The sequence below is a fragment of the Streptomyces sp. NPDC037083 genome, assembly GCF_055606485.1.
Genome location: NZ_JBVJSQ010000002.1, coordinates 441493 through 462409, shown reverse-complemented (window position 1 = coordinate 462409; position 20917 = coordinate 441493). Strand labels below are relative to the sequence as shown.

The 20917-nt window shown below is 71.5% G+C and carries 22 protein-coding genes; 13 read left to right on the top strand and 9 right to left on the bottom strand.

Annotated features, from left to right (window positions below):
* Window positions 1-17 precede the first annotated feature (17 nt).
* From ACZ7DE_RS06865 to ACZ7DE_RS06830, 8 genes are all read left to right on the top strand, one after another.
* Window positions 18-1076 carry a PhoH family protein gene (locus ACZ7DE_RS06865; RefSeq protein ID WP_470758661.1) on the top strand — a complete coding sequence of 353 codons (1059 nt, stop codon included), beginning with the start codon at window positions 18-20 and terminating at the stop codon, window positions 1074-1076.
* Between the two features lie 13 nt (window positions 1077-1089).
* Window positions 1090-1587, top strand: coding sequence for an rRNA maturation RNase YbeY (ybeY, locus tag ACZ7DE_RS06860; RefSeq protein WP_470758660.1), 498 nt, complete (start codon window positions 1090-1092; stop codon window positions 1585-1587).
* Entirely contained in the window at window positions 1584-2891 is a 1308-nt protein-coding gene (locus tag ACZ7DE_RS06855) for a hemolysin family protein (RefSeq protein ID WP_470758659.1), read from the top strand. The genes ybeY and ACZ7DE_RS06855 overlap by 4 nt, the downstream gene beginning before the upstream one ends.
* Entirely contained in the window at window positions 2888-3247 is a 360-nt protein-coding gene (locus ACZ7DE_RS06850) for an MmcQ/YjbR family DNA-binding protein (RefSeq protein ID WP_470758658.1), read from the top strand. The genes ACZ7DE_RS06855 and ACZ7DE_RS06850 overlap by 4 nt, the downstream gene beginning before the upstream one ends.
* 202 nt (window positions 3248-3449) lie before the next feature.
* Window positions 3450-3803, top strand: coding sequence for a cytidine deaminase (locus ACZ7DE_RS06845; RefSeq protein WP_470758657.1), 354 nt, complete (start codon window positions 3450-3452; stop codon window positions 3801-3803).
* Between the two features lie 175 nt (window positions 3804-3978).
* Window positions 3979-4455, top strand: a complete 477-nt coding sequence (locus ACZ7DE_RS06840; RefSeq protein ID WP_470758656.1) for a hypothetical protein — start codon at window positions 3979-3981, stop codon at window positions 4453-4455.
* 172 nt (window positions 4456-4627) lie between these two features.
* Window positions 4628-5959 carry a beta-xylosidase gene (locus ACZ7DE_RS06835; protein ID WP_470758655.1) on the top strand — a complete coding sequence of 444 codons (1332 nt, stop codon included), beginning with the start codon at window positions 4628-4630 and terminating at the stop codon, window positions 5957-5959.
* A 101-nt stretch (window positions 5960-6060) separates the two neighbouring features.
* Entirely contained in the window at window positions 6061-7128 is a 1068-nt protein-coding gene (locus tag ACZ7DE_RS06830) for a DUF916 domain-containing protein (protein ID WP_470758654.1), read from the top strand.
* A 53-nt stretch (window positions 7129-7181) separates the two neighbouring features.
* Here ACZ7DE_RS06830 and ACZ7DE_RS06825 read toward each other — a convergent pair whose 3' ends face one another.
* Both ACZ7DE_RS06825 and ACZ7DE_RS06820 read right to left on the bottom strand, forming a co-directional pair.
* Window positions 7182-7520: a P-II family nitrogen regulator gene (locus tag ACZ7DE_RS06825; RefSeq protein WP_470758653.1), complete on the bottom strand. Its 339-nt coding sequence runs from the start codon at window positions 7518-7520 to the stop codon at window positions 7182-7184.
* The gene (locus ACZ7DE_RS06820; protein ID WP_470758652.1) at window positions 7517-8830 is read right to left on the bottom strand and encodes an ammonium transporter; all 1314 of its coding nucleotides are present in this window, start codon (window positions 8828-8830) and stop codon (window positions 7517-7519) included. The genes ACZ7DE_RS06825 and ACZ7DE_RS06820 overlap by 4 nt, the downstream gene beginning before the upstream one ends.
* Window positions 8831-9003: 173 nt before the next feature.
* Between ACZ7DE_RS06820 and era the strand changes: the two genes are divergently transcribed.
* Window positions 9004-9957 carry a GTPase Era gene (gene era, locus ACZ7DE_RS06815; protein WP_470758651.1) on the top strand — a complete coding sequence of 318 codons (954 nt, stop codon included), beginning with the start codon at window positions 9004-9006 and terminating at the stop codon, window positions 9955-9957.
* 15 nt (window positions 9958-9972) lie between these two features.
* Here era and ACZ7DE_RS06810 read toward each other — a convergent pair whose 3' ends face one another.
* Window positions 9973-10821 carry a helix-turn-helix transcriptional regulator gene (locus ACZ7DE_RS06810; protein ID WP_470758650.1) on the bottom strand — a complete coding sequence of 283 codons (849 nt, stop codon included), beginning with the start codon at window positions 10819-10821 and terminating at the stop codon, window positions 9973-9975.
* 126 nt (window positions 10822-10947) lie between these two features.
* Between ACZ7DE_RS06810 and ACZ7DE_RS06805 the strand changes: the two genes are divergently transcribed.
* Complete coding sequence (locus ACZ7DE_RS06805) at window positions 10948-11802, top strand: NAD-dependent epimerase/dehydratase family protein (RefSeq protein ID WP_470758989.1); 855 nt, start codon at window positions 10948-10950, stop codon at window positions 11800-11802.
* An 11-nt stretch (window positions 11803-11813) separates the two neighbouring features.
* Here ACZ7DE_RS06805 and ACZ7DE_RS06800 read toward each other — a convergent pair whose 3' ends face one another.
* From ACZ7DE_RS06800 to ACZ7DE_RS06785, 4 genes are all read right to left on the bottom strand, one after another.
* On the bottom strand, window positions 11814-13073 hold the full coding sequence (locus ACZ7DE_RS06800; protein WP_470758649.1) for an MFS transporter: 1260 nt from the start codon (window positions 13071-13073) through the stop codon (window positions 11814-11816).
* A complete protein-coding gene (locus ACZ7DE_RS06795) occupies window positions 13070-14407 on the bottom strand; it encodes a GH1 family beta-glucosidase (RefSeq protein WP_470758648.1) in 1338 nt (445 codons plus the stop codon). The genes ACZ7DE_RS06800 and ACZ7DE_RS06795 overlap by 4 nt, the downstream gene beginning before the upstream one ends.
* Window positions 14408-14488: 81 nt before the next feature.
* Window positions 14489-14755, bottom strand: coding sequence for a protealysin inhibitor emfourin (locus ACZ7DE_RS06790; protein ID WP_470758647.1), 267 nt, complete (start codon window positions 14753-14755; stop codon window positions 14489-14491).
* 21 nt (window positions 14756-14776) lie between these two features.
* Window positions 14777-15847 (bottom strand): M4 family metallopeptidase, encoded by a 1071-nt coding sequence (locus ACZ7DE_RS06785; RefSeq protein WP_470758646.1) that lies wholly within the window; start codon window positions 15845-15847, stop codon window positions 14777-14779.
* 343 nt (window positions 15848-16190) lie between these two features.
* Between ACZ7DE_RS06785 and leuA the strand changes: the two genes are divergently transcribed.
* Both leuA and ACZ7DE_RS06775 read left to right on the top strand, forming a co-directional pair.
* Window positions 16191-17912, top strand: a complete 1722-nt coding sequence (gene leuA, locus ACZ7DE_RS06780) for a 2-isopropylmalate synthase (protein ID WP_470758645.1) — start codon at window positions 16191-16193, stop codon at window positions 17910-17912.
* Window positions 17913-18095: 183 nt separating this feature from the next.
* Window positions 18096-18791, top strand: a complete 696-nt coding sequence (locus ACZ7DE_RS06775; protein WP_470758644.1) for a tellurite resistance TerB family protein — start codon at window positions 18096-18098, stop codon at window positions 18789-18791.
* Between the two features lie 72 nt (window positions 18792-18863).
* On the opposite strand, the gene ACZ7DE_RS06770 is transcribed toward ACZ7DE_RS06775, so the two are convergent.
* Together ACZ7DE_RS06770 and ACZ7DE_RS06765 are read right to left on the bottom strand one after the other, a co-directional pair.
* Complete coding sequence (locus tag ACZ7DE_RS06770; RefSeq protein WP_470758643.1) at window positions 18864-19787, bottom strand: hypothetical protein; 924 nt, start codon at window positions 19785-19787, stop codon at window positions 18864-18866.
* Window positions 19784-20332 (bottom strand): SigE family RNA polymerase sigma factor, encoded by a 549-nt coding sequence (locus ACZ7DE_RS06765; protein WP_470758642.1) that lies wholly within the window; start codon window positions 20330-20332, stop codon window positions 19784-19786. Before ACZ7DE_RS06765 ends, ACZ7DE_RS06770 begins: the two co-directional genes overlap by 4 nt.
* 80 nt (window positions 20333-20412) lie before the next feature.
* Here ACZ7DE_RS06765 and ACZ7DE_RS06760 point away from each other — a divergent pair, with 80 nt between their 5' ends.
* A complete protein-coding gene (locus ACZ7DE_RS06760) occupies window positions 20413-20880 on the top strand; it encodes a protein-tyrosine phosphatase family protein (protein ID WP_470758641.1) in 468 nt (155 codons plus the stop codon).
* The last annotated feature ends 37 nt before the right edge of the window (window positions 20881-20917 follow it).

The following is a 20917-nucleotide window of genomic DNA, read 5'->3' as shown; positions in this document are numbered from 1 at the left end:
GGCCTTCGGGCCGGCCTATGACTCAGACACCCACAGCTCATACGCCCGCGCAGGGCAAGGCGAGAGCACAGTTCACCGTTCCCGCCCAGCACCCCATGGTGACCGTGCTGGGATCCGGAGACTCCCTTCTGCGCGTGATCGAGACGGCTTTCCCGGCGGCCGACATCCACGTCCGGGGCAATGAGATCAGCGCGGTGGGCGATCCGCGGGAAGTCGCCCTGATCCAGCGCCTGTTCGACGAGATGATGCTGGTGCTCCGCACCGGGCAGCCGATGACGGAGGACGCAGTGGAACGCTCGATCGCCATGCTGCGGGCGAGTGAGAACGGGACGAGTGACGGCCAGGAGACCCCGGCCGAGGTTCTGACGCAGAACATCCTGTCCTCGCGCGGCCGCACCATCAGACCCAAGACCCTCAACCAGAAGCGGTACGTCGACGCGATCGACAAGCACACGATCGTCTTCGGCATCGGCCCCGCGGGCACCGGCAAGACCTACCTGGCCATGGCCAAGGCGGTCCAGGCCCTGCAGTCCAAGCAGGTCAACCGCATCATCCTCACCCGTCCGGCGGTCGAGGCCGGGGAGCGGCTGGGCTTCCTGCCCGGCACGCTCTACGAGAAGATCGACCCCTACCTGCGCCCGTTGTACGACGCGCTGCACGACATGCTCGACCCCGACTCGATCCCGAGGCTCATGGCCGCCGGGACCATCGAGGTCGCGCCCCTGGCGTACATGCGCGGCCGTACGCTCAACGACGCCTTCATCATCCTGGACGAGGCCCAGAACACGAGCCCCGAGCAGATGAAGATGTTCCTCACCCGGCTCGGCTTCGACTCGAAGATCGTGATCACGGGTGACGTGACGCAGGTCGACCTGCCCGACGGCACCAAGTCGGGTCTGCGCCAGGTCCAGGACATCCTGGAGGGCCTCGACGACGTGCATTTCTCCCGCCTGTCGTCCCAGGACGTCGTCCGGCACAAGCTGGTCGGCCGTATCGTCGACGCGTACGAGAAGTACGACAGCCACCACGGTACGGAGAACGGCACCCACAAGGGCGGCCGTAACAAGCGGAAGTAGACAAGCCAGCACCATGTCGATCGACGTCAACAACGAGTCCGGAACCGAGGTCGACGAGCAGGCGATCCTCGACATCGCCCGCTACGCGCTCGCACGGATGCGCATCCACCCGCTCTCCGAGCTCTCGGTGATCGTCGTGGACTCCGACGCCATGGAGCAGCTGCACATCCAGTGGATGGACCTGCCGGGGCCGACGGACGTCATGTCCTTCCCGATGGACGAGCTGCGTCCGCCGTCGAAGGACGACGACGAGCCCCCGCAGGGTCTCCTCGGCGACATCGTGCTGTGCCCCGAGGTCGCCGAGCGGCAGGGCAAGGAAGCGCCGACGCAGCACTCCATGGACGAGGAGCTCCAGTTGCTCACCGTCCACGGGGTGCTGCACCTGCTCGGGTACGACCACGAGGAGCCGGACGAGAAGGCCGAGATGTTCGGCCTGCAGGCCGCCATCGTGGACGGCTGGCGCACGGAGAAGGGCCTGACCGGTCCCTCCCCGGCCCCGACCGTCTCATGAGCCCCGGCCTCGTCGCCGGCGCGATCGCCCTGGTCGTCGTCGCCTGGCTCGCCGCCTGCGCGGAGGCGGGCCTCGCGCGGGTCTCCAGCTTCCGCGCCGAGGAGGCCGTACGCTCCGGCCGGCGCGGCAGCGCCAAGCTCGCGCAGATCGCCGCCGACCCGACCCGCTACCTCAACGTGGCCCTGCTGGTCAGGGTGGCGTGCGAGATGGCGGCCGCCGCGCTGGTCACCTACGCGTGCCTGCGGCAGATCGACGGCACGACGCCGGCGCTGCTGGCCGCGATCGGCGTGATGGTGCTGGTGTCGTACGTCGCCGTCGGGGTGTCGCCCCGCACCATCGGCCGCCAGCACCCGCTGAACACGGCGACGGCGGCCGCGTACGTCCTGCTGCCCCTGGCCAGGATCATGGGGCCGATCCCGTCCCTGCTGATCCTCATCGGCAACGCGCTCACGCCCGGCAAGGGCTTCCGCCGCGGGCCCTTCGCCTCCGAGGCGGAGCTGCGCGCGCTGGTGGACCTCGCCGAGAAGGAGTCGCTGATCGAGGACGAGGAGCGCCGTATGGTGCACTCGGTCTTCGAGCTGGGCGACACCCTCGTACGGGAGGTCATGGTCCCGAGGACCGACCTCGTCGTCATCGAGCGCTACAAGACCATCCGTCAGGCCCTCACCCTCGCCCTGCGCTCCGGCTTCTCGCGGATACCCGTGACCGGCGAGAACGAGGACGACATCGTCGGGATCGTGTACCTGAAGGACCTGGTCCGCAAGACGCACATCAGCCGCGACGCCGAGGGCGAGCTGGTGTCGACGGCGATGCGGCCGGCCGCCTTCGTGCCCGACACCAAGAACGCCGGCGACCTGCTGCGCGAGATGCAGCAGGACCGCAACCACGTGGCCGTGGTCATCGACGAGTACGGCGGCACGGCCGGCATCGTCACCATCGAGGACATCCTGGAGGAGATCGTCGGCGAGATCACCGACGAGTACGACCGCGAACTCCCGCCGGTGGAGGAGCTGGGCGACGACCGCTACCGGGTCACCGCCCGCCTCGACATCACCGACCTCGGCGAGCTGTACGGCCTGGAGGAGTACGACGACGAGGACGTGGAGACCGTCGGCGGCCTCCTCGCCAAGGCTCTGGGCCGGGTGCCGATCGCAGGTGCCTCGTCCGAGGTCGAACTGCCGGACGGACGCAAGCTGCGGCTGACGGCGGAGGCCGCGGCCGGCCGCCGCAACAAGATCGTGACGGTCCTGGTCGAGCCGGTGGAACCCGTGGAGCCGCCGGAGGAGGAGACGAAACCGGAGTGACCCCCGAGGAGCTGCGCGCCTTCTGCCTGTCCTTCAACGCGGCGACGGAGGACTTCCCCTTCCGGCCGGAGATCTCGGTGTTCAAGGTGCTGGGCAAGATGTTCGCGCTGAGCTGGACGGACGAGCGGCCCCTGAAGATCAACCTCAAGTGCGACCCCGACGACGCGGTCCGGTTGCGCACCGACCACCCGGGTCTGATCGCCCCCGGCTACCACATGAACAAGCGTCACTGGAACACGGTCACGGTCGACGGCGAGCTCCCCGACCGGCTGGTCAGGGAGCTGATCGAGGACTCGTACGACCTGGTGGTGGCGGGTCTGCCACGCGCCGACCGGCTGCGCCTCGACCGGCCGTGAGGCCCCCGGCCCCGGCATCCCGCCGACCGGCTCAGGCGCGCCGCAGCCCTGGTCCCGCCGGTGCCGCCGCCACGAGCACGATGCCCGCGTCCGGGGCGAGGACCGTGTGGACGCCCGACAGCAGGTCGTCCGAGGTCGGGGCGGCGCGGGGCGATGTACCCCGTGGCCGGGTGAGCGGGCCGGTTCTTCGTATGCTCAGGGCATGACCGACAGCAACGCGCTCGCCCCCGAGGACCGCAAGATCGTCACCCTGGCCCGTGCGGCGAGGGCCCGCAACGGTGTCCCGGAGGGGGCCGCCGTACGGGACGAGACGGGACGTACGTATGTCGCCGCGACGGTGGATCTGCCGTCGCTGCGGTTGAGCGCCCTGCGCACGGCGGTGGCGATGGCGGTGGCGTCCGGCGCGCGGTCGCTGGAGGCGGCGGCGGTGGTGACGTCGTCGGAGGGTGCCGCCGAGGACGATCTCGCGGCCGTCCGGGATCTCGGCGGCCCGGCGACGCCGGTGCTGCTGGCCTCGCCGGACGGAACCGTCCGGCTCACCGTCCCCGCCGGCTGAGGAGCCGAAACTAGGCCGGAATTCAACCTTGCCGTTCCCCTGTCCCGCCCGCGTCAATGAGACCGTAAGTTCCGACGGACCGTCAGATACACCCCCCACCGGCACCGGTGTCCGCACCCACCCGTCCCGATTCGGCAGTCCGTCTCCCCACATCCGGGAAGGAGCCGGAAACCCCATGAGAGGCAATCGATTCGGATCAGGTGCGGCACTGCTGGCAGGGGCCCTCGCGGTCACCGGGCTGGCGTTCGCTCCCTCTGCCGCCGCCGTCGCGCCGACGACGGCGAACGTCACCGCGAACTGCGGTCTGTTCGGCGGCGGCGCCGCCACCCTCACGGCCACCCAGAGCGGCACCTCGGCCACGCTCACGCTCTCGTCCACCGCGATCACCGCGCCGATCCCGATCGGCGCGAACAGCATCAGCTCGACGCTCACTATGGCGAACTCGACCGGCGCCGCCAGGGTCTTCAGCGGCACCGTGAACCCCGCCATGGCCACCGGCGCCCCGATCGTGGTCGGTCCGCTCAACGGGACCGTGGCCTCCGGTGACAGCCTGGACTTCTACAAGGGGTCCCTGAAGATGGTGGTCTTCGGGATCACCGTCACCTGTACGGCCTCCGGGGCCCAGTCGCCCGGACCGTTCGTGTTCGACTGATAGCTCCCGGGAACAGAGCCAACGGACCGTCAGTTCTTCCGCGAGCGGAAAGCTGACGGTCCATCAGTTGACCGTGCCGTCTCCATTGACTTCTCGTGCGATCCGCATCTCAATGCCCCCTGTCGGCGCAGAAGAGCCGCTGCGTCCGCACTCCCCGGAGGAGGGGGCAAACATGGCTTCACCCCGAAGGTCCCGAATTCCCCGAAGACGGCGCTGGGCATCGCTGCTCGGGGTCACCGCGCTCGCGGTCACCGCGGGCGGCGCGCTGGCGAACTCCGCCGGCGCCGCGACCGACGTCAGCTTCCCCACGCACTGCATCCCGCCCGCGATCGCGGGCCTCCCGCCGATCGACGGCACCACCACCGCGAAGATCGCGGTGAGCGACACCACTCCCGAGGTCGGCGACACCGTCACCGTCACCTACACGGTGCTCACGCCCGCCGCCAACAACCCCACCGACCTGGCCCTGCCGGCCGACATCATGACGCCGACCGGCAAGGTCACCCTCGGCGGCGCGCAGACCGGCAGCGTCACGGTCACCGGGCCGAAGAAGAACGACCCGGTGCCCGGCAAGGGCGTCTTCCCGTCGTTCTCCATGACCGGCACCTTCACCGTCACCGGTCCCGGCGCGATCACCCTCTCGCCCGGCGACTACAACATCCACACCAGCTACATCCTCGAACTGGACACCCCCTGCACGGTGACCAACCCGCCGGCCGCGGTGTCGGAGACGGTCACCGCGGCCGACAACCCGCCGGCCAACACCCGCGCCATCTCGCTGGGTTCGGCCTCCGGAAGCCCGGGCGCGGCCGTCGCCGTCACCGGCAGCGGCTTCACGGCGGGTGCGTCGGTGACGCTGGCCGGGCGCTCCGCGTCCGCCCAGACCGCGGACAAAGCGACCGTGACCGCGGACGCCCAGGGGAAGATCTCCGGCTCGCTCGTCGTCAGCGACCTCACCACGACCGGTGTGGTGGCCTACGAGGGCAGCGCCTGGAGCGCGGACCGCGGCGCGGGACCGGTCGCGTACGTCGTGATCGACGACCACCCCGTACCGGCGGGCAGCCAGAAGGTGACCACCACGGTCCGGGCGGGCACGCTGTCGATGTCCCAGGCCGGGGACGCCGTACAGCTGTCCGCGGTCGAGTTCGGCCAGGGCGGAGCCTCGACCGGCGCCCTGCAGAGCGTCACCGTCAAGGACTTCCGCGGCGGACCCGCGGGCTGGTCCCTGACCGGCAAGGTGACCGACTTCAGCGGCCCCGGCGCCAAGATCGACGCCGGCAAGCTGAGCTGGACGCCCTCCTGCTCCACCAGGGCGGGCAGCCCGAGCACCTGTCAGGCCGGCTCGGCGGGCACGGTCGGCGCCGCGGGAGCGACCCTGGCGTCCACGCCCGACGGCACGGCCACCGGCGGCGAGTTCACCGCCGGCGCCCGGCTCTCCCTCGACGTACCGGCGTTCACGCCCGCGGGCAGCTACTCCGGCGTCCTGACCCTCACGCTCACCTGAGCGAACGCATCACGTCCACCGGTGGCCGGGCGCCCGCCCCACAGGTCCGCACCCGCCCGTCCACCCAGCCGTCGCAGCCCGTTCGTGGGGGGTCCGCACCCATGCGCAAGCCGTACGTCCTCCTCCTGCCGTTCCTGCTCGGCCTGCTGTTCCCGTTCGCCGCGCCCGCCCGGGCCGCCGACAACGGCAGCTGGTCCGTCCACCCCGTCTCCTCGGCCGTCGCCGCGCGGCCGTACTTCTACGTCTCCGCCGATCCCGGGCAGACGATCGAGGACAAGGTCGTCGTCGCCAACAAGACGGACGCGCCCCTGACCTTCCGGCTGTACGCCGCCGACGCCTACAACACCGCGCGCGACGGCGGGTTCGCGGTGAAGTCGCGCGACGAGCGGATGCGGGGCGTGGGCGCGTGGGTGAAGCTCCCGCAGGGGCGCGTCACCGTGCCCGGCCGCAAGACCGTCACCGTGCCGTTCACCCTCACGGTGCCCGAGGGCGCCGAACCCGGCGACCACCCGGGGGCGATCGTCGCCCTCGACGAACGGATCGACGACGGCGACGGCTCCCTCGCGCTCGGCGTGCAGCGTGCGGTCGGCGCCCGCGTCTATCTCCAGGTCGGCGGCCCCACCCTGCCCGCGCTCGCCGTCGAGGACGTCCGCGTCAGCCACCACCAGCCGCTGATCCCAGGCCTCGGCGACAGCACGGCGACGATCTCCTACACCCTGCACAACACGGGGAACGTCACCCTCGAGCCGAAGGTGCGGCTCACGGCGCGGGGCCTGTTCGGCCGCACGCTGCTGACCCGGGACCTGAGGAAGATCCCCTCCCAGCTGCTCCCGGGCCAACGCGTCCGCCTCACCGAGCGGTGGGGCGCGGCCCCCCAGTTCGACCGGGCCGACGTCAGGCTGACGGCGAGCGCCAGGGACACCGAGGAGTCGGCGACCGCGTCGTTCGTGGCGGTGCCGTGGCTGGTGGCGTGCGTCGTGGTGGGAGTGATCGGGATCGGCGCGTGGCTCCTGCTCAGGCTGCGCCGCAACTCCCGGGGGGCGCGGGGCAGGGGCATCGCGCGGTTCCGCCGGGGACCGCGACCGGCCACCCCGAACCCGCACCCGCACCCCGAGGTCAGCCAGACCGCCGGAGGCCAGAGGCCGGAGGCCAGAGGCCAGAGGGCTTGAGACCAGTGGCCACTGGCCAGTGCTCAGGAGGCCAGGAGGCCTGAGGCCGGTGGCTAGAGGGCGTCCGGGCCCCGTTCGCCGGTGCGGACCCGGACGACCGTCTCGACCGGCAGTGCCCACACCTTGCCGTCGCCGATCTTCCCGGTCTGCGCGGCGCGCACGATCGCGTCGATCACGGCCTCGGAGTCGGCGTCGTCGACGACGACCTCGATACGGACCTTGGGCACCAGGTCGACCTGGTACTCGGCGCCCCGGTAGACCTCGGTGTGGCCGCGCTGCCGGCCGTACCCGCTGGCCTCGGTCACGGTCAGGCCGTGCACGCCGAGCTCCTGCAGGGCCGTCTTGACCTCGTCGAGGCGGTACGGCTTGACGATCGCGGTGATGAGCTTCATGCCTGTGGCTTGACTTTCTGGGCGGAGAGGACGGAGTGCGAGCCGACCGGGGCGCCATGGCCCAGGACGCCGTGATCGTATGCCGTCTCGGCGTGCACCGTAAGGTCCAGGCCGGTGTGCTCCTGGTCCTCGTCCGCGCGGAAGCCGATCGCCCTGTCGAGCAGCCTGCCGAGTCCGTACGTCACGGTGAAGGCGTACGCGGCCACGACGACCACGGCGACGAGCTGTTTGCCGAGCTGGGCGAGTCCGCCGCCATAGAGCAGGCCCTCGGCGCCGCCGGTCATGGTGTCCACGGCGAAGACGCCGATGAGGAGGGTGCCGATGACGCCGCCGACCAGGTGGACCCCGACCACGTCGAGGGAGTCGTCGTAGTTCAGCCTGAACTTCCAGCCCACCGCGTACGAGCAGACGACGCCCGCGGCCAGGCCCACGACCAGCGCGCCGAGGAGCGATACCGAGCCGCAGGACGGGGTGATCGCCACCAGGCCGGCCACCGCGCCCGAGGCCGCGCCCAGCGTCGTCGGGTGGCCGTCGCGCCGCTGCTCGACGAAGAGCCAGCCCAGCAGGCCGGTGCAGCCGGCGGCGAGGGTGTTCAGGAAGGCGGCGGCCGCCAGACCGTTCGCGCCCAGGGCCGAGCCGGCGTTGAAGCCGAACCAGCCGAACCAGAGCAGACCCGCGCCCAGCATCACCATGGGCAGGTTGTGCGGACGCATCGCGTCCTTCTTGAAGCCCAGGCGCGGGCCCAGGACCAGGCACAACGCCAGACCGGAGGCGCCGGAGGTGATCTCGACCGGGAGGCCTCCGGCGAAGTCCAGCGCACCGAGCCGGTTGAGGATCCAGCCGCCCGGGCCCCAGACCCAGTGGGTGACGGGAACGTATACGAGGAGCGCCCACAGGGGCACGAAGACCAGCCACGCCCCGAACTTCGCCCGGTCCGCGATCGCGCCGCTGATCAGCGCGGCCGTGATGATCGCGAAGGTGAGCTGGAAGGTGGCGAAGAGGAGGGTGGGGACCGTGCCCTGGACGCTGTCCGGGCCCAGACCCGCCATGCCGACGTGGTCCAGGCCGCCGATCAGCCCGCCCGCGACGTCGTCGCCGAAGGCGAGGGAGTAGCCGGCCGCCAGCCACACCACGGTGACCAGCGCGATCGACACGAAGCTCATCATGAGCATGTTCAGGACGCTCTTCGTGCGGACCATGCCGCCGTAGAAGAGGGCCAGACCCGGGGTCATCAGCAGGACGAGGGCGGTGGCGGCGAGCAGCCAGGCGGTGTCGCCGGTGTTCGCGTGGGCGGCGGCGGCCAGAGTCACGGGGTCTCCAACGATGCGGGGGCTCGTCAGAGGTTCACCGCCTCGCGTTTCGTGTTGTGCACGGCGGTGTTTCCGTGACGTTTCGTTGCGTGGAGGTTTCCGGGAGCTCACCGGAGAGGGCCCTGCCGCTCGTGTGTGCGGCGGGGCTTCGTGGATCAGGGAGAATGGGGGCCATGAGCGTTCGTAACCTGTCATCCGAGCAGTCCGCCGAGGCCGTACACCGTGCCGGCTTCGCCTGCTTCGTGGGCCGCCCCAACGCGGGCAAGTCGACCCTCACGAACGCTCTGGTCGGGAAGAAGGTGGCGATCACCTCCAACCGTCCGCAGACCACACGGCACACGGTCCGCGGCATCGTGCACCGCCCCGACGCCCAGCTGATCCTGGTGGACACACCGGGCCTGCACAAGCCGCGCACGCTGCTCGGCGAGCGGCTGAACGACGTCGTGCGCACCACCTGGGCCGAGGTCGACGTCATCGGCTTCTGCCTGCCGGCCAACGAGAAGCTGGGCCCCGGCGACCGGTTCATCGCCAAGGAGCTCGCCGGGATCAAGCGCACGCCGAAGATCGCGGTCGTCACCAAGACGGACCTCGTGGACTCCAAGGCTCTCGCCGAGCAGCTCATCGCCATCGACCAGCTCGGCAAGGAGCTCGGCTTCGAGTGGGCGCAGATCGTGCCGGTCTCGGCGGTCGCCGGCCAGCAGGTCGAGCTGCTGGCCGACCTGCTGATCCCGATGCTGCCGGACAGCCCGCCGCTCTACCCCGAGGGCGACCTGACGGACGAGCCCGAGCAGGTGATGGTGGCCGAGCTGATCCGTGAGGCGGCGCTGGAGGGCGTCCGCGACGAGCTGCCGCACTCCATCGCGGTCGTCGTCGAGGAGATGCTCCCGCGCGAGGACCGCCCCGCCGACAAGCCGCTCCTGGACATCCACGCCAACATCTACATCGAGCGCCCCAGCCAGAAGGGCATCATCATCGGCCCCAAGGGCAAGCGCCTGAAGGACGTCGGCATCAAGTCCCGCAAGCAGATCGAGGCCCTGCTGGGCACGCCGGTCTTCCTGGACCTGCACGTGAAGGTCGCGAAGGACTGGCAGCGCGACCCCAAGCAGCTGCGCAAGCTCGGTTTCTGAAGCCGCCGAACGCTCCTAGACGGCCTGCGGGGACATGTCCTGGAGTCCCACCACGCGCAGCAGCCGGAGCCGGTCGTAGGCCTCCGTGCCCGGGCGGGCCGTGTGGACGACCAGGAGCTGGTGGTGCTCGTGGCTGAGCATGACCTCGCAGTCCAGCTCCAGCAGGCCGACCAGCGGGTGCAGGAAGCGTTTCGTCGCCTGGTGGCGCAGGGACACCTCGTGCTCGTCCCACAGGCGGGCGAACTCCTCGCTGCCCGCGCGGAGTTCGGCCACCAGCGCGGCGGGTTCCGGATCGTCGGGGCGGGCGGCGGCCACCGCGCGCAGATTGGCCACGTGGACACGGGCATGGTCGGCCCGGTCCTCCTCCGGGAACAGCGCCCGGGCCTCCGGGTCCAGGAAGTAGCGGCGCAGCAGATTGCGCTCGCGCCGGGGGCGGGACATCACGTCGAGGGTCAGCGCCCTGGCCATCGCGTTCTGGGCCAGGACCTCGCCGCAGTCGGTCACCACCTGCGCCGGTGTGTCGTGCAGACGGTCCAGGATCAGCAGCAGACCGGGCGGGACGTGCGTCGACGCCGTCTCGCGGCGCGGGGGCTCCTCGCCGGCCAGGTGGAACAGGTGGTCGCGCTCGACGTCGGTGAGCCGCAGCGCGCGGGCCAGCGCCGCCAGCATCTGGCGGGACGGGTGCGGGCCACGGCGCTGTTCCAGGCGCGTGTAGTAGTCGACCGACATTCCGGCCAGCTGCGCCACCTCCTCACGGCGCAGGCCGGGTGTGCGGCGACGGGGACCCGCTGTCAGGCCCACGGCCGACGGGGTCAGACGGGCACGGCCGCGCCGCAGGAAGTCGGCGAGTTCGGTTCGGTTCACCTCTCCAGGCTGCGGCAGACCGCCCGTCTTATCCAGGGACCGCCGGTCCCCTGATCGACGGGTCTCTCCCGGGCCCGCCCGCTCCGTCCGAGGCTGGTGGCACCAGACCGAGAGGAGCGGATGACGATGCTGACACTGGTGACGGGTACGACGGGACAGGTCGGCCGACGGTTCGTGCCGAGGCTGCTGGCGCAGACCCGGCCGGGGGAGAAGGTGCGGATCCTGGTGCGCGACGCGGCCCGCGCGGAGCGGTTCGCCGAGCTCGGCGCCGAGATCGTGACCGGCGACCTGCGGGACGCGGAGGCGCTCAGCAAGGCGGTCGCCGGGGTGGACGCGGTGGTGAACGTCGCGGCGGCCTTCCGCGGCGTCCCGGACGACGAGGCACGGGCCGTCAACCGGGACGCGGCCGTCGAACTGGGCCGCGCCGCGCTGGCCTCCGGCGTCCGGCGCTTCGTGCAGGTCAGCACAGGGCTGGTGTACGGCCGCGGGCGCGGTCGCCCGCTCACCGAGGAGGACGAGACCCGGCCCGGCGGCGCGATGTGGGGCGCCTACCCCGAGTCGAAGGCGGAGGCCGAGCGCCGGCTGCTCGCCATGGAGGGCCTGGACGTGGGCGTCGCCCGGCTGCCCTTCGTCTACGGCGAGGGCGACCCGCACCTCGCCCAGTCGCTGACGTGGGCCGGGCGGTGGGCGGCGACCCAACGGCTGCAGATGGGGCACCACGCCGACGTCGCGCAGGGCCTGCTGCGGATCCTGCACGCGCCGGGCATCGCCGGCCGGATCTACAACATCGCCGACGACGCCCCCGTCACGGCGGTCGAGCTGCACCAGCTCAACGGGGTCGACGTGCCGGCCGAACTCTACGAGCGCACCGATCCCGACCCGTTCTTCCAGGTGACGTCCACCGACCGCATCCGCCGTGAGCTCGGCTACCGCCCGCTGTACCCCAGCGTGTACGCGGCCCGCGCGGCCGGAGCCCTCTGACCGGCCGGGCTCTAGTCCACCCCCCTGATCCGTCCCACCAGCACCGCTCCCGCCAGGCCGACCGCGGCGGCCACCAGGTACAGCACCCGGTAGCCGCCCAGGTACGTCACGATCGGCGCGGCCAGTACGGGGGCCGCGACCTGGGGGAGGGAGTTGGCGACGTTGATGACGCCGAGGTCCTTGCCCCGGTCCGCGGCCTTCGGCAGGACGTCCGTCATCAGCGCGAAGTCGACCGACGTGAACACGCCGAAGCCGACGCCCAGCACCGCCGCCGCGACGATCGCCCCCGGCCAGGTCTGCCAGGCCGCGAGCCCCGCCGTCGCCACCGCCATCAGCACGCCCGACCAGATCACGAACGGCTTGCGCCGGCCGACCCGGTCCGACCAGACGCCGCCGACGACGACCGTGGCGAGCAGCGTCAGCCCGTTGACCGCCGTCAGGATCAGCACGCCCTCGTCGGGGTCGGCGTGGTGCAGCCGGTCGCGCAGGTAGTACAGCAGGTACAGCAGCACCAGCGCATTGCTCAGGTTCATCAGGAAGCGGGTCAGCCAGGCCCACCCCAGGTCGGGGTACGTGCGCGGACTCAGCCAGAAGCCGGCCGCGAAGCCCCGCCAGGACCAGGCAGGCCGGTCCGCCTCAGCCAGCCGCGGATCCTCGTACCGCAGGACGTACGGCAGCACGCCCACCGCCGTGAACAGCGCGCACGCCGCGTATCCCGCGCCGACGCCCCCGGCGGCCGTCGCCAGCCAGGTGCCGCCGACCACGCCCAGGATCTGCGCGGCCCCCAACCAGCCGCCCACCGAGCCGCGTTGCAGCCGGGGCACCTGGTCGGGGACGGCCGCGGTCACCGCCGCGAAGGCCGCGTTCAGGGTCAGCTGGACCAGGCACCAGCCCAGCGCCATCGTCCAGACCCCGCCCGCGCCCGCGAGCAGCAGCAGCGACAGCGCGCCGCCCGCCGTCCCGGCCACGATCCACGGCGTCCGCCGGCCCCGGCGGGACACCGTGCGGTCCGACAGCGCGCCGAAGAACGGGTTGGCGGCCAGCGAGACCACCGCGCCCGCGCCCGTCACCCAGGCCAGCATCGTCTCCTTCGACATGCCCGAGCCGGCTGCGAAGTCCTCCGCCTGGGAGGCCAGCAGGATCTGCAGCGGGCCGTACCAGCCCACCCAGATCGCCCCGTTGGCCAGCGACAGGGCCGACGTCCAGCCCCCGCCCACCCGCTGCACGGGCTCGGCCAGCGCGGTCGCCGGGGCGCTGCCCGCCGTGGTCATCCCCGTCCCTGCGATCTCTGCGCCCGCAGGACGTCCCGCAGCCAGGCGTACGACGCCTTCGGGGTCCGCTCCTGCGTCGCGAAGTCGACGTGGACCAGGCCGAAGCGGCGCGCGTACCCCTCCGCCCACTCGAAGTTGTCCAGCAGCGACCACACGAAGTAGCCGCGCACGTCGACACCGGCCTCCACAGCCTTGTGCAGGGCGCGCACGTGGCCGTCCAGGAAGGCGATGCGGGCCTGGTCGTCGAGGCCCTCGTAGGAGCAGCCGTTCTCGGTGATGACGACCGGCGGGAGGCGGTCGCCGTAGCGGTCCCGGAAGGTCGTCAGGAGTTCGGTCAGGCCCTCGGGGACCACGGGCCAGCCGAAGTCCGTCACCGGGACGCCCTCGATCTCCCGCACGGAGAAGGGCAGTTCGGCCGGCATGGTGATCCCGCCGAACTCGATCTCCGTGCCCTGCGGCGCGCCCACCCTCGTCGGGGCGTAGTAGTTGATCCCGTACCAGTCGAGCGGCTCGCCGATGATTTTCAGGTCGGCGGCGACGTCACCCGGCATCAGCTCGCCGAGGCCCTCCGGGTACTCGCCCAGCAGCAGCGGCTCGGCGAACAGGCGGTTCAGCAGGACGTCGTAGAAGGCCGCCGCCTCCAGATCGGCCGGTTCCCGGGACGCGGGCCAGGTCGGGCCGTGGGAGTTGGCGATGCCGATGTCGGTGGCGCCGGCCGCGCGCAGGGCCCGGACGGCCAGGCCGTGGGCCAGGAGCTGGTGGTGGGCCACCGGAAGCGCGTCGAAGAGCAGCTGCCTGCCCGGTGCGTGGGTGCCGAGCGCGTGGCCCAGCAGGGTGTGCTCGGCGGGCTCGTTGAGGGTGATCCACTTCTTGACGCGGTCGCCGAGCCGGTCCACGACCACCGACGCGTACTCCGCGAACCGGGACGCCGTGTCCCGCTCCAGCCAGTCCAGGTTCGCCGGGAGATCCCAGTGGAAGAGGGTGGGGACCGGGCGCACGCCCGCCGTCAGCAGCTCGTCGGCGAGGCGGTCGTAGAAGTCGAGGCCGCCCGGGGAGTTCACCCTCGGCCAGGAGACCGAGAAGCGGTACGCGTCCACCCCGAGGCCCGACAGGAGGGCGACGTCCTCGCCGTGGCGGTGGTAGTGGTCGCAGGCCACCACCGCCGTCGAACCGTCCTTCACCCGCCCCGGCTCGGCCGTGAAGGCGTCCCACACGGACGGCTCGCGCTCGTCGACCGCGCCTTCGATCTGATGGGCGGAGGTGGACACGCCCCACAGGAAGTCTGCCGGGAACTGGGGGATCGGGTGGGCCGCGGCACGCGGATCGTTCGCCATGGGCGGGATCATCCTTACCGATGGGTAAGGAAGTCAACGCCCCGACGTGAACCGGCCGTTCGAACCGACGTGAACGACCGGTCACGCCCCTTCCTTGAGCACCCGCGAGACCAGCTCGCGCTGGTCCGGGGTGAGCCGGGGGTCGGCCGTGTAGACCGTCCTGTCGTCCACCGTGATCTCGTAGGCGAACCCGTCCGGAACCCCCGGCGGGGGCGCGCCCTGGCCGTCGGCGACCGCCCGCTCGGCCAGGGCGTGCCACTCGCCGGCATCGAGCCGCCCCGTGGTGTCCACCTCGGCCTGCCGCTCGATGCCCGCGAACCCGCCCGTGCGCCTCACCTGAATACGCATGGGTCTCTGTGTAGTACGGAACTACAGGATCCGCACCCCGACCCGCTCCCACGCCTTCTCGACGGCCTGGAACTCGTCACCGCCGTCGCCGAACCGCTCACGCGCGGCCTTCGCGGTGAGCCCCGCGAAGTCGGTGAAGAAGGCCCCCTCCTTGAGCTCGCCACCGGTCAGGACGTCGTACCAGATCTGCCCCGCCTTCTCCCAGGCGTAGCCGCCGAGGGCCGTGGCGACCAGGTAGAACGCGTGGTTCGGGATGCCCGAGTTGATGTGGACGCCGCCGTTGTCGCGGCCGGTGCGGACGTAGTCGTCCATGGTCGAGGGCTGCGGGTCCTTGCCGAGGACGTCGTCGTCGTACGCGGTGCCCGGGGCCTTCATCGAGCGCAGGGCGCTGCCGGTGACGTCCGGGGCGAGCAGGCCCGCGCCGATCAGCCAGTCGGCCTCGGCGGCGGTCTGGCCGAGCGAGTACTGCTTGATGAGCGAGCCGAACACGTCGGACATCGACTCGTTGAGGGCGCCCGGCTGCCCGTAGTACGTGAGGTTCGCCGTGTACTGGGTGACGCCGTGGGTGAGTTCGTGCCCGATCACGTCGATGGAGTTGGTGAAGTCGACGAAGATCTCGCCGTCGCCGTCGCCGAACACCATCTGCTCGCCGTTCCAGAAGGCGTTGTTGTAGCCCTCGTCGTAGTGGACGCTGGCGTCCAGGGGCAGGCCGTCGCCGTCGATGGAGTGGCGCCGGTACGCCTTGAGGTAGAGGTCGAAGGTGGCGCCGAGCCCCGAGTAGGCGCGGTTGACGGTGGCGTCCCGGCCGGGGTCCTGGCCTTCGGAGCGAACCTTGTCGCCGGGCAGGTCGGTGCCGTGCCCGCAGTCGTAGATCGTCCGCAGCGGCTGGTCGGAGGGCGCCTTCGTGGTCGGCGCGGCGGCCAGGCGGAACTCGGTGGTCACCCGGCGGAGGGCGCGCAGCTCGCTGTCGCGCAGCAGGGTGCGCCGGGCGGGACCGGACAGTGCGGGGTCGTCGTTGCGCGCCAGCCTGTCGAGGACGTGCGGCGGTACGACGGTGCAGAAGACGGGCTCGAAGCCCCCGTGAGTCGTCATGTCCGGCACCCTTGCACTGCGTCACTCCACTGTCACCATCGGCAACCATGATCGGTGAAAAACGGTGACAAACGCGGCAGATCCATGGCTGTGAGTGGTATAGCGCACGTTTCGTCCGTTTTCCTGGGGTTGCGCCCGACGGTCCCGCATACTGATACGAACCCGCGCGACGGAAGCGGCTCGGCTAGGCTGCGGAGCACTATGCGTTTCGGGCTGCTTCTCCTTAGCTGCCGCGGCGAGGGCCTGTAGTCGAGGCCGACCCCCTCCCCGCGGAGCTTGGTGTTGCGCGTCGGCCGTCCTTCCGTCCGGACACCCTCCGGTCACCCCGAGGAGCCAACGCCCCATGGCGAACCGCCAGCAGCCCAGCCAGATGCCGATCCACAAGTACGGTCAGTACGACCAGGTCGACATCCCCGACCGCACCTGGCCGAACAACCGGATCACCGCCGCCCCCCGCTGGCTCTCCACCGACCTGCGCGACGGCAACCAGGCCCTGATCGACCCCATGTCGCCCGAGCGCAAGCGCCGGATGTTCGACCAACTGGTCAAGATGGGCTACAAGGAGATCGAGGTCGGTTTCCCGGCCTCCGGCCAGACCGACTTCGACTTCGTGCGCTCCATCATCGAGGAAGAGGGCGCGATCCCGGACGACGTCACCATCTCCGTGCTGACCCAGGCCCGCGAGGACCTGATCGAGCGGACCGTGGAGTCCCTGAAGGGCGCCCGGCGGGCGACCGTCCACCTGTACAACGCCACCGCCCCCGTCTTCCGTCGGGTGGTCTTCCGCGGGTCCAAGGACGACATCAAGCAGATCGCCGTCGACGGCACCCGCCTGGTCATGGAGTACGCGGAGAAGCTGCTGGGCCCGGAGACCGAGTTCGGCTACCAGTACAGCCCCGAGATCTTCACCGACACCGAGCTGGACTTCGCGCTGGAGGTCTGCGAGGCGGTGATGGACGTCTACCAGCCCGGCCCGGGCCGCGAGATCATCCTGAATCTGCCGGCCACCGTCGAGCGCTCCACGCCGTCCACCCACGCCGACCGCTTCGAGTGGATGAGCCGCAACCTCTCCCGCCGTGAGCACGTCTGCGTCTCCGTCCATCCGCACAACGACCGCGGCACCGCCGTCGCCGCCGCCGAGCTGGCGCTGATGGCCGGCGCCGACCGCGTCGAGGGCTGTCTGTTCGGCCAGGGCGAGCGCACCGGCAACGTCGACCTGGTCACCCTGGGCATGAACCTGTTCTCGCAGGGCGTCGACCCGCAGATCGACTTCTCCGACATCGACGAGATCCGTCGTACGTGGGAGTACTGCAACCAGATGGAGGTCCACCCGCGCCACCCGTACGTGGGCGACCTGGTCTACACGTCCTTCTCCGGCTCCCACCAGGACGCCATCAAGAAGGGCTTCGACGCCATGGAGGCCGACGCGGCCGCGAAGGGCGTCACCGTCGACGACATCGAGTGGGCGGTCCCGTACCTGCCGATCGACCCCAAGGACGTCGGCCGTTCCTACGAGGCCGTCATCCGCGTCAACTCGCAGTCCGGCAAGGGCGGTATCGCCTACGTCCTGAAGAACGACCACAAGCTGGACCTGCCGCGCCGGATGCAGATCGAGTTCTCCAAGCTCATCCAGGCCAAGACGGACGCCGAGGGCGGCGAGGTCACCGGCGGCGACATCTGGTCGGTCTTCCAGGACGAGTACCTGCCGAACCCGGAGAACCCCTGGGGCCGCATCCAGGTTCGCACCGGCCAGTCGACGACCGACACGGACGGCGTGGACACCCTGACCGTCGAGGCGACCGTCGACGGCGAGGACACGGTCCTGACCGGCACCGGCAACGGTCCGATCTCGGCCTTCTTCGACGCCCTGCAGTCCATCGGCATCGACGTACGCCTGCTGGACTACCAGGAGCACACGATGAGCGAGGGCGCGTCCGCGCAGGCCGCCTCGTACATCGAGTGCGCGATCGACGACAAGGTCCTGTGGGGCATCGGCATCGACGCGAACACGACGCGTGCGTCGCTGAAGGCGGTCGTCTCGGCCGTCAACCGCGCGACCCGCTGACCCGCCTGACCGGTGGTTTAGGAGCCCTGCTCGTCGTATACGGCGAGCAGGGCCCCTTTGTTTTCGGCCACCGGCGCGTGGAGGTCACGGAAAGGTCTCGTCCTGGGTGCTGACTACACCTCTTCCCTGTGGCTAACATCACGCAGACGTGGCGATGTTGCCGCGGGGTTACGGAGGTGCGACGTGCTGCCAGGACGGGGACGAGACGGCCGTGTCACCAGGTGTGCCCGCATCCTGGGCACCCGCACCGCGTGGACGCCCATGGGCGACGGCGAGTTCTTCTGCCCCGGCTGCGGCGGAGACCGCAACTACCTGCGGCTGACCGGACAGCGCCGCTTCACCGTCCTCGGCGTGCCGCTCGTGCCGCGCGGCGAGACCGGCCCGGTCGTGGAGTGCGCCGCCTGCCGCCGCCACTACGGCACCGACGTCCTCGACCACCCCACCACCGTGCGCTTCTCGGCGATGCTGCGCGACGCCGTCCACACCGTCGCCCTCGCGGTCCTGTCCGCCGGCGGCGCCTGCTCCCGGACGTCCCTGGAGGCGGCCGCGGGCGCGGTGCGCGCGGCCGGCTTCACCGACTGCACGGAGGGCCAGCTCGCCGCGCTCGTCGACGCCCTCGCCTCCGACACCGGCCGCAGCTGCGGCGAGCCCTACGGCCCCGGACTCGCCATAGAGCTCCACGAGGCCCTCGACCCGCTCGCCCCTCACCTCGCCGCGGTCGGCCGCGAATCGATCCTGCTGCAGGGCGCCCGCATCGCCCTGGCCGACGGCCCGTACACCCCGGCCGAGCGGGAGGTCCTCGCGACGGTCGGCGCGGCCCTGACGATCTGCGCGGACGACGTGACGCGCCTGCTGGCCGCCGCGGGGACGCCGTCCTGACGCTCCCCGTCCCTCCCCGGGGCCGGTGCCGCCGGGGAGGAGGTGAGCTCCCGGGGCGGCTTCCGCTGCGGCCTACGGCAGCGTCCGCTCGTAGGTGCTGTCCGTGTCGGAGTCGTAGACGAGCTTGCCCCCCTTGTCGTAGCCCTTGATGTGCGGGGCGAGGGTGACCTGCCGGTTCAGGACGCCCGCAGCGACGAACCAACCGTGGTCCAGGGCGGCCGTCGCGCTGCTGTCCCCGTACGAGACGGTCACCTTGGCGACGGACGGCTCGACCGTGCCGACGACCCCCCAGCGGAACGGCAGCTTCCAGTTTCCCTTGTCGATGAACGACTGCTGATACAGCCGGCCGCCGTTGGCGTCGACCACGACCGGACCCGCGCCCGGCACCCCGGAGTCGATAGAGCCGGCGCTGATGCCCGAGGCCACACCGTCCTTGAGGGAGCAGAGCACCCAGCGGCCCGCGGGCTGCTTCGTGACCGCGGTGACGTACATGCCGTCGCCGGGGTCGTTGGAGTCTCCGGTGCTCCTGATCGCCAAAATGATCCGGTAGTCCTCGGCCTTGCCCAGATCCGCCGCGCTCCCGGGCGGCCCGCCCTCGGCGTCCAGGCACTTCTCCAGCCCGTCGGCCGCCTGCGCGAAGGTGATCCCGTCGAGCAACTGCCCTTTCGTGGCGGGCCGCGCGGGCCCGGCCGCCGTGCCGCCCGGGGTCACCGGCAGGCTCCCGGCCGGACTGCGCGCGGCGCTGACCGACGGCTGCGGCGCCGCCGTGTCGGTCCCCCCGCCGTTCCCCCCGTTGACGGCGTACGCCCCCACCGGCACCGCGGCCAGCGCCATCAGCGCCGCCCCGGTCACCGCCACGCGCCGCCGCCGCTCGGCCAGTCCCTGCCGCCTGATCGCCGGATAAGGCACCGGCGAGGGCCGGACCGTGTACGCGTCCTCCGCGAGCAGTTCACGCATCCGCTCCTCCAACTCCCTCGGGTCGTCCCACTCGTTCATCTGGTGCCTCCCTGCGCCCGCGCCTGTTCCCGACTGCCGGAGGTCGTGCGACTGGCGGCCAGCCCCGGCTGCATGCGCAACTTCGCGAGTCCCTTCGACGCCTGGCTCTTGACCGTGCCCGGCGAGCAGCCGAGCACCTCGGCCACCTCCGCCTCGGACAGGTCCTCCCAGTACCGGAGCACCACCACCGCCCTCTGCTTCGGCGGCAGTTGGGCGAGCCCGGCCATCAGCGAGCCCCGCTCCTCCACTCGTCCGGCGCCCTCGTCGCGTCCCGCCCGCTCGGGCGGCGCCGCGGTCAGCGCCTCGACGACCCGCCGCTTGCGGAACCGGTCGCTGTTGCAACTGACCAGCATCCGGCGCACATACGCCTCCGGGTTGTCGCTGCGCGATATCCGTCGCCACGACCGGTACGCCTTGGCCAGCGCGGTCTGCGTCAGGTCCTCCGCGTGGTGGACGTCTCCCGTGAGCAGATACGCGGTCCGCACGAGCCTGGACCACCGGGCTCTGACGAACTCCTGGAACCGGTCCTCTTGTTCGGCCTGCATCAAGCACCCTCCTCGCCCTCCAGACCACCGGTCGGACGGAATCGGTTGCCCGGATTCCGCGACCGCGTTCGAATGAGGTGATGGAGAACGACGCATGGGCCTGGCGGGCCGGCGACCCCGGAGTGCTCGAACTGCCGTCCGGGCGGCTGGTCCGCGGCCGCGGGCTGCGCCGCCCGCTGGACCCGGCGGCGCCCGCCCCGGCCTACGGCCTCTACCTCCTCGGCGCACGCCCCCCGCGGGCGCCCTGGGAGTCACGCTGGGTCCGCTGGCCCGACTTCCGCCTCCCCGCCGACCGCCGAGACGCCCGAGAGGCCCTCGCCGATGCCTGGCGCCGCGCGGCCGACGAACGCGTGGAGATCGCCTGCGCCGGAGGCCGCGGCCGCACCGGAACCGCCCTGGCCTGCCTGGCCGTACTGGACGGCGTACCTCCCGAGGAGGCAGTGCGCTTCGTCCGCGACCACTATCACCGCAGAGCGGTGGAGACGCCTTGGCAGCGGGGGTATGTACGGCGGTTCGGCCTTTCCGGCGAAGGCGGCGGCCGCGGCTAGACTGCCGTTCCACGGACGCGGCGAATGCGGGGACCGC

Coding starts and splice junctions, on each gene's coding strand:
- ACZ7DE_RS06865 (WP_470758661.1), top strand. CDS start 18: ATGACTCAGACACCCACAGCTCATACGCCCGCGCAGGGCAAGGCGAGA.
- ybeY (WP_470758660.1), top strand. CDS start 1,090: ATGTCGATCGACGTCAACAACGAGTCCGGAACCGAGGTCGACGAGCAG.
- ACZ7DE_RS06855 (WP_470758659.1), top strand. CDS start 1,584: ATGAGCCCCGGCCTCGTCGCCGGCGCGATCGCCCTGGTCGTCGTCGCC.
- ACZ7DE_RS06845 (WP_470758657.1), top strand. CDS start 3,450: ATGACCGACAGCAACGCGCTCGCCCCCGAGGACCGCAAGATCGTCACC.
- ACZ7DE_RS06840 (WP_470758656.1), top strand. CDS start 3,979: ATGAGAGGCAATCGATTCGGATCAGGTGCGGCACTGCTGGCAGGGGCC.
- ACZ7DE_RS06835 (WP_470758655.1), top strand. CDS start 4,628: ATGGCTTCACCCCGAAGGTCCCGAATTCCCCGAAGACGGCGCTGGGCA.
- ACZ7DE_RS06830 (WP_470758654.1), top strand. CDS start 6,061: ATGCGCAAGCCGTACGTCCTCCTCCTGCCGTTCCTGCTCGGCCTGCTG.
- ACZ7DE_RS06825 (WP_470758653.1), bottom strand. CDS start 7,520: ATGAAGCTCATCACCGCGATCGTCAAGCCGTACCGCCTCGACGAGGTC.
- era (WP_470758651.1), top strand. CDS start 9,004: ATGAGCGTTCGTAACCTGTCATCCGAGCAGTCCGCCGAGGCCGTACAC.
- ACZ7DE_RS06805 (WP_470758989.1), top strand. CDS start 10,948: ATGCTGACACTGGTGACGGGTACGACGGGACAGGTCGGCCGACGGTTC.
- ACZ7DE_RS06800 (WP_470758649.1), bottom strand. CDS start 13,073: ATGACCACGGCGGGCAGCGCCCCGGCGACCGCGCTGGCCGAGCCCGTG.
- ACZ7DE_RS06795 (WP_470758648.1), bottom strand. CDS start 14,407: ATGGCGAACGATCCGCGTGCCGCGGCCCACCCGATCCCCCAGTTCCCG.
- ACZ7DE_RS06790 (WP_470758647.1), bottom strand. CDS start 14,755: ATGCGTATTCAGGTGAGGCGCACGGGCGGGTTCGCGGGCATCGAGCGG.
- ACZ7DE_RS06785 (WP_470758646.1), bottom strand. CDS start 15,847: ATGACGACTCACGGGGGCTTCGAGCCCGTCTTCTGCACCGTCGTACCG.
- leuA (WP_470758645.1), top strand. CDS start 16,191: ATGGCGAACCGCCAGCAGCCCAGCCAGATGCCGATCCACAAGTACGGT.
- ACZ7DE_RS06770 (WP_470758643.1), bottom strand. CDS start 19,787: ATGAACGAGTGGGACGACCCGAGGGAGTTGGAGGAGCGGATGCGTGAA.
- ACZ7DE_RS06765 (WP_470758642.1), bottom strand. CDS start 20,332: ATGCAGGCCGAACAAGAGGACCGGTTCCAGGAGTTCGTCAGAGCCCGG.
- ACZ7DE_RS06760 (WP_470758641.1), top strand. CDS start 20,413: ATGGAGAACGACGCATGGGCCTGGCGGGCCGGCGACCCCGGAGTGCTC.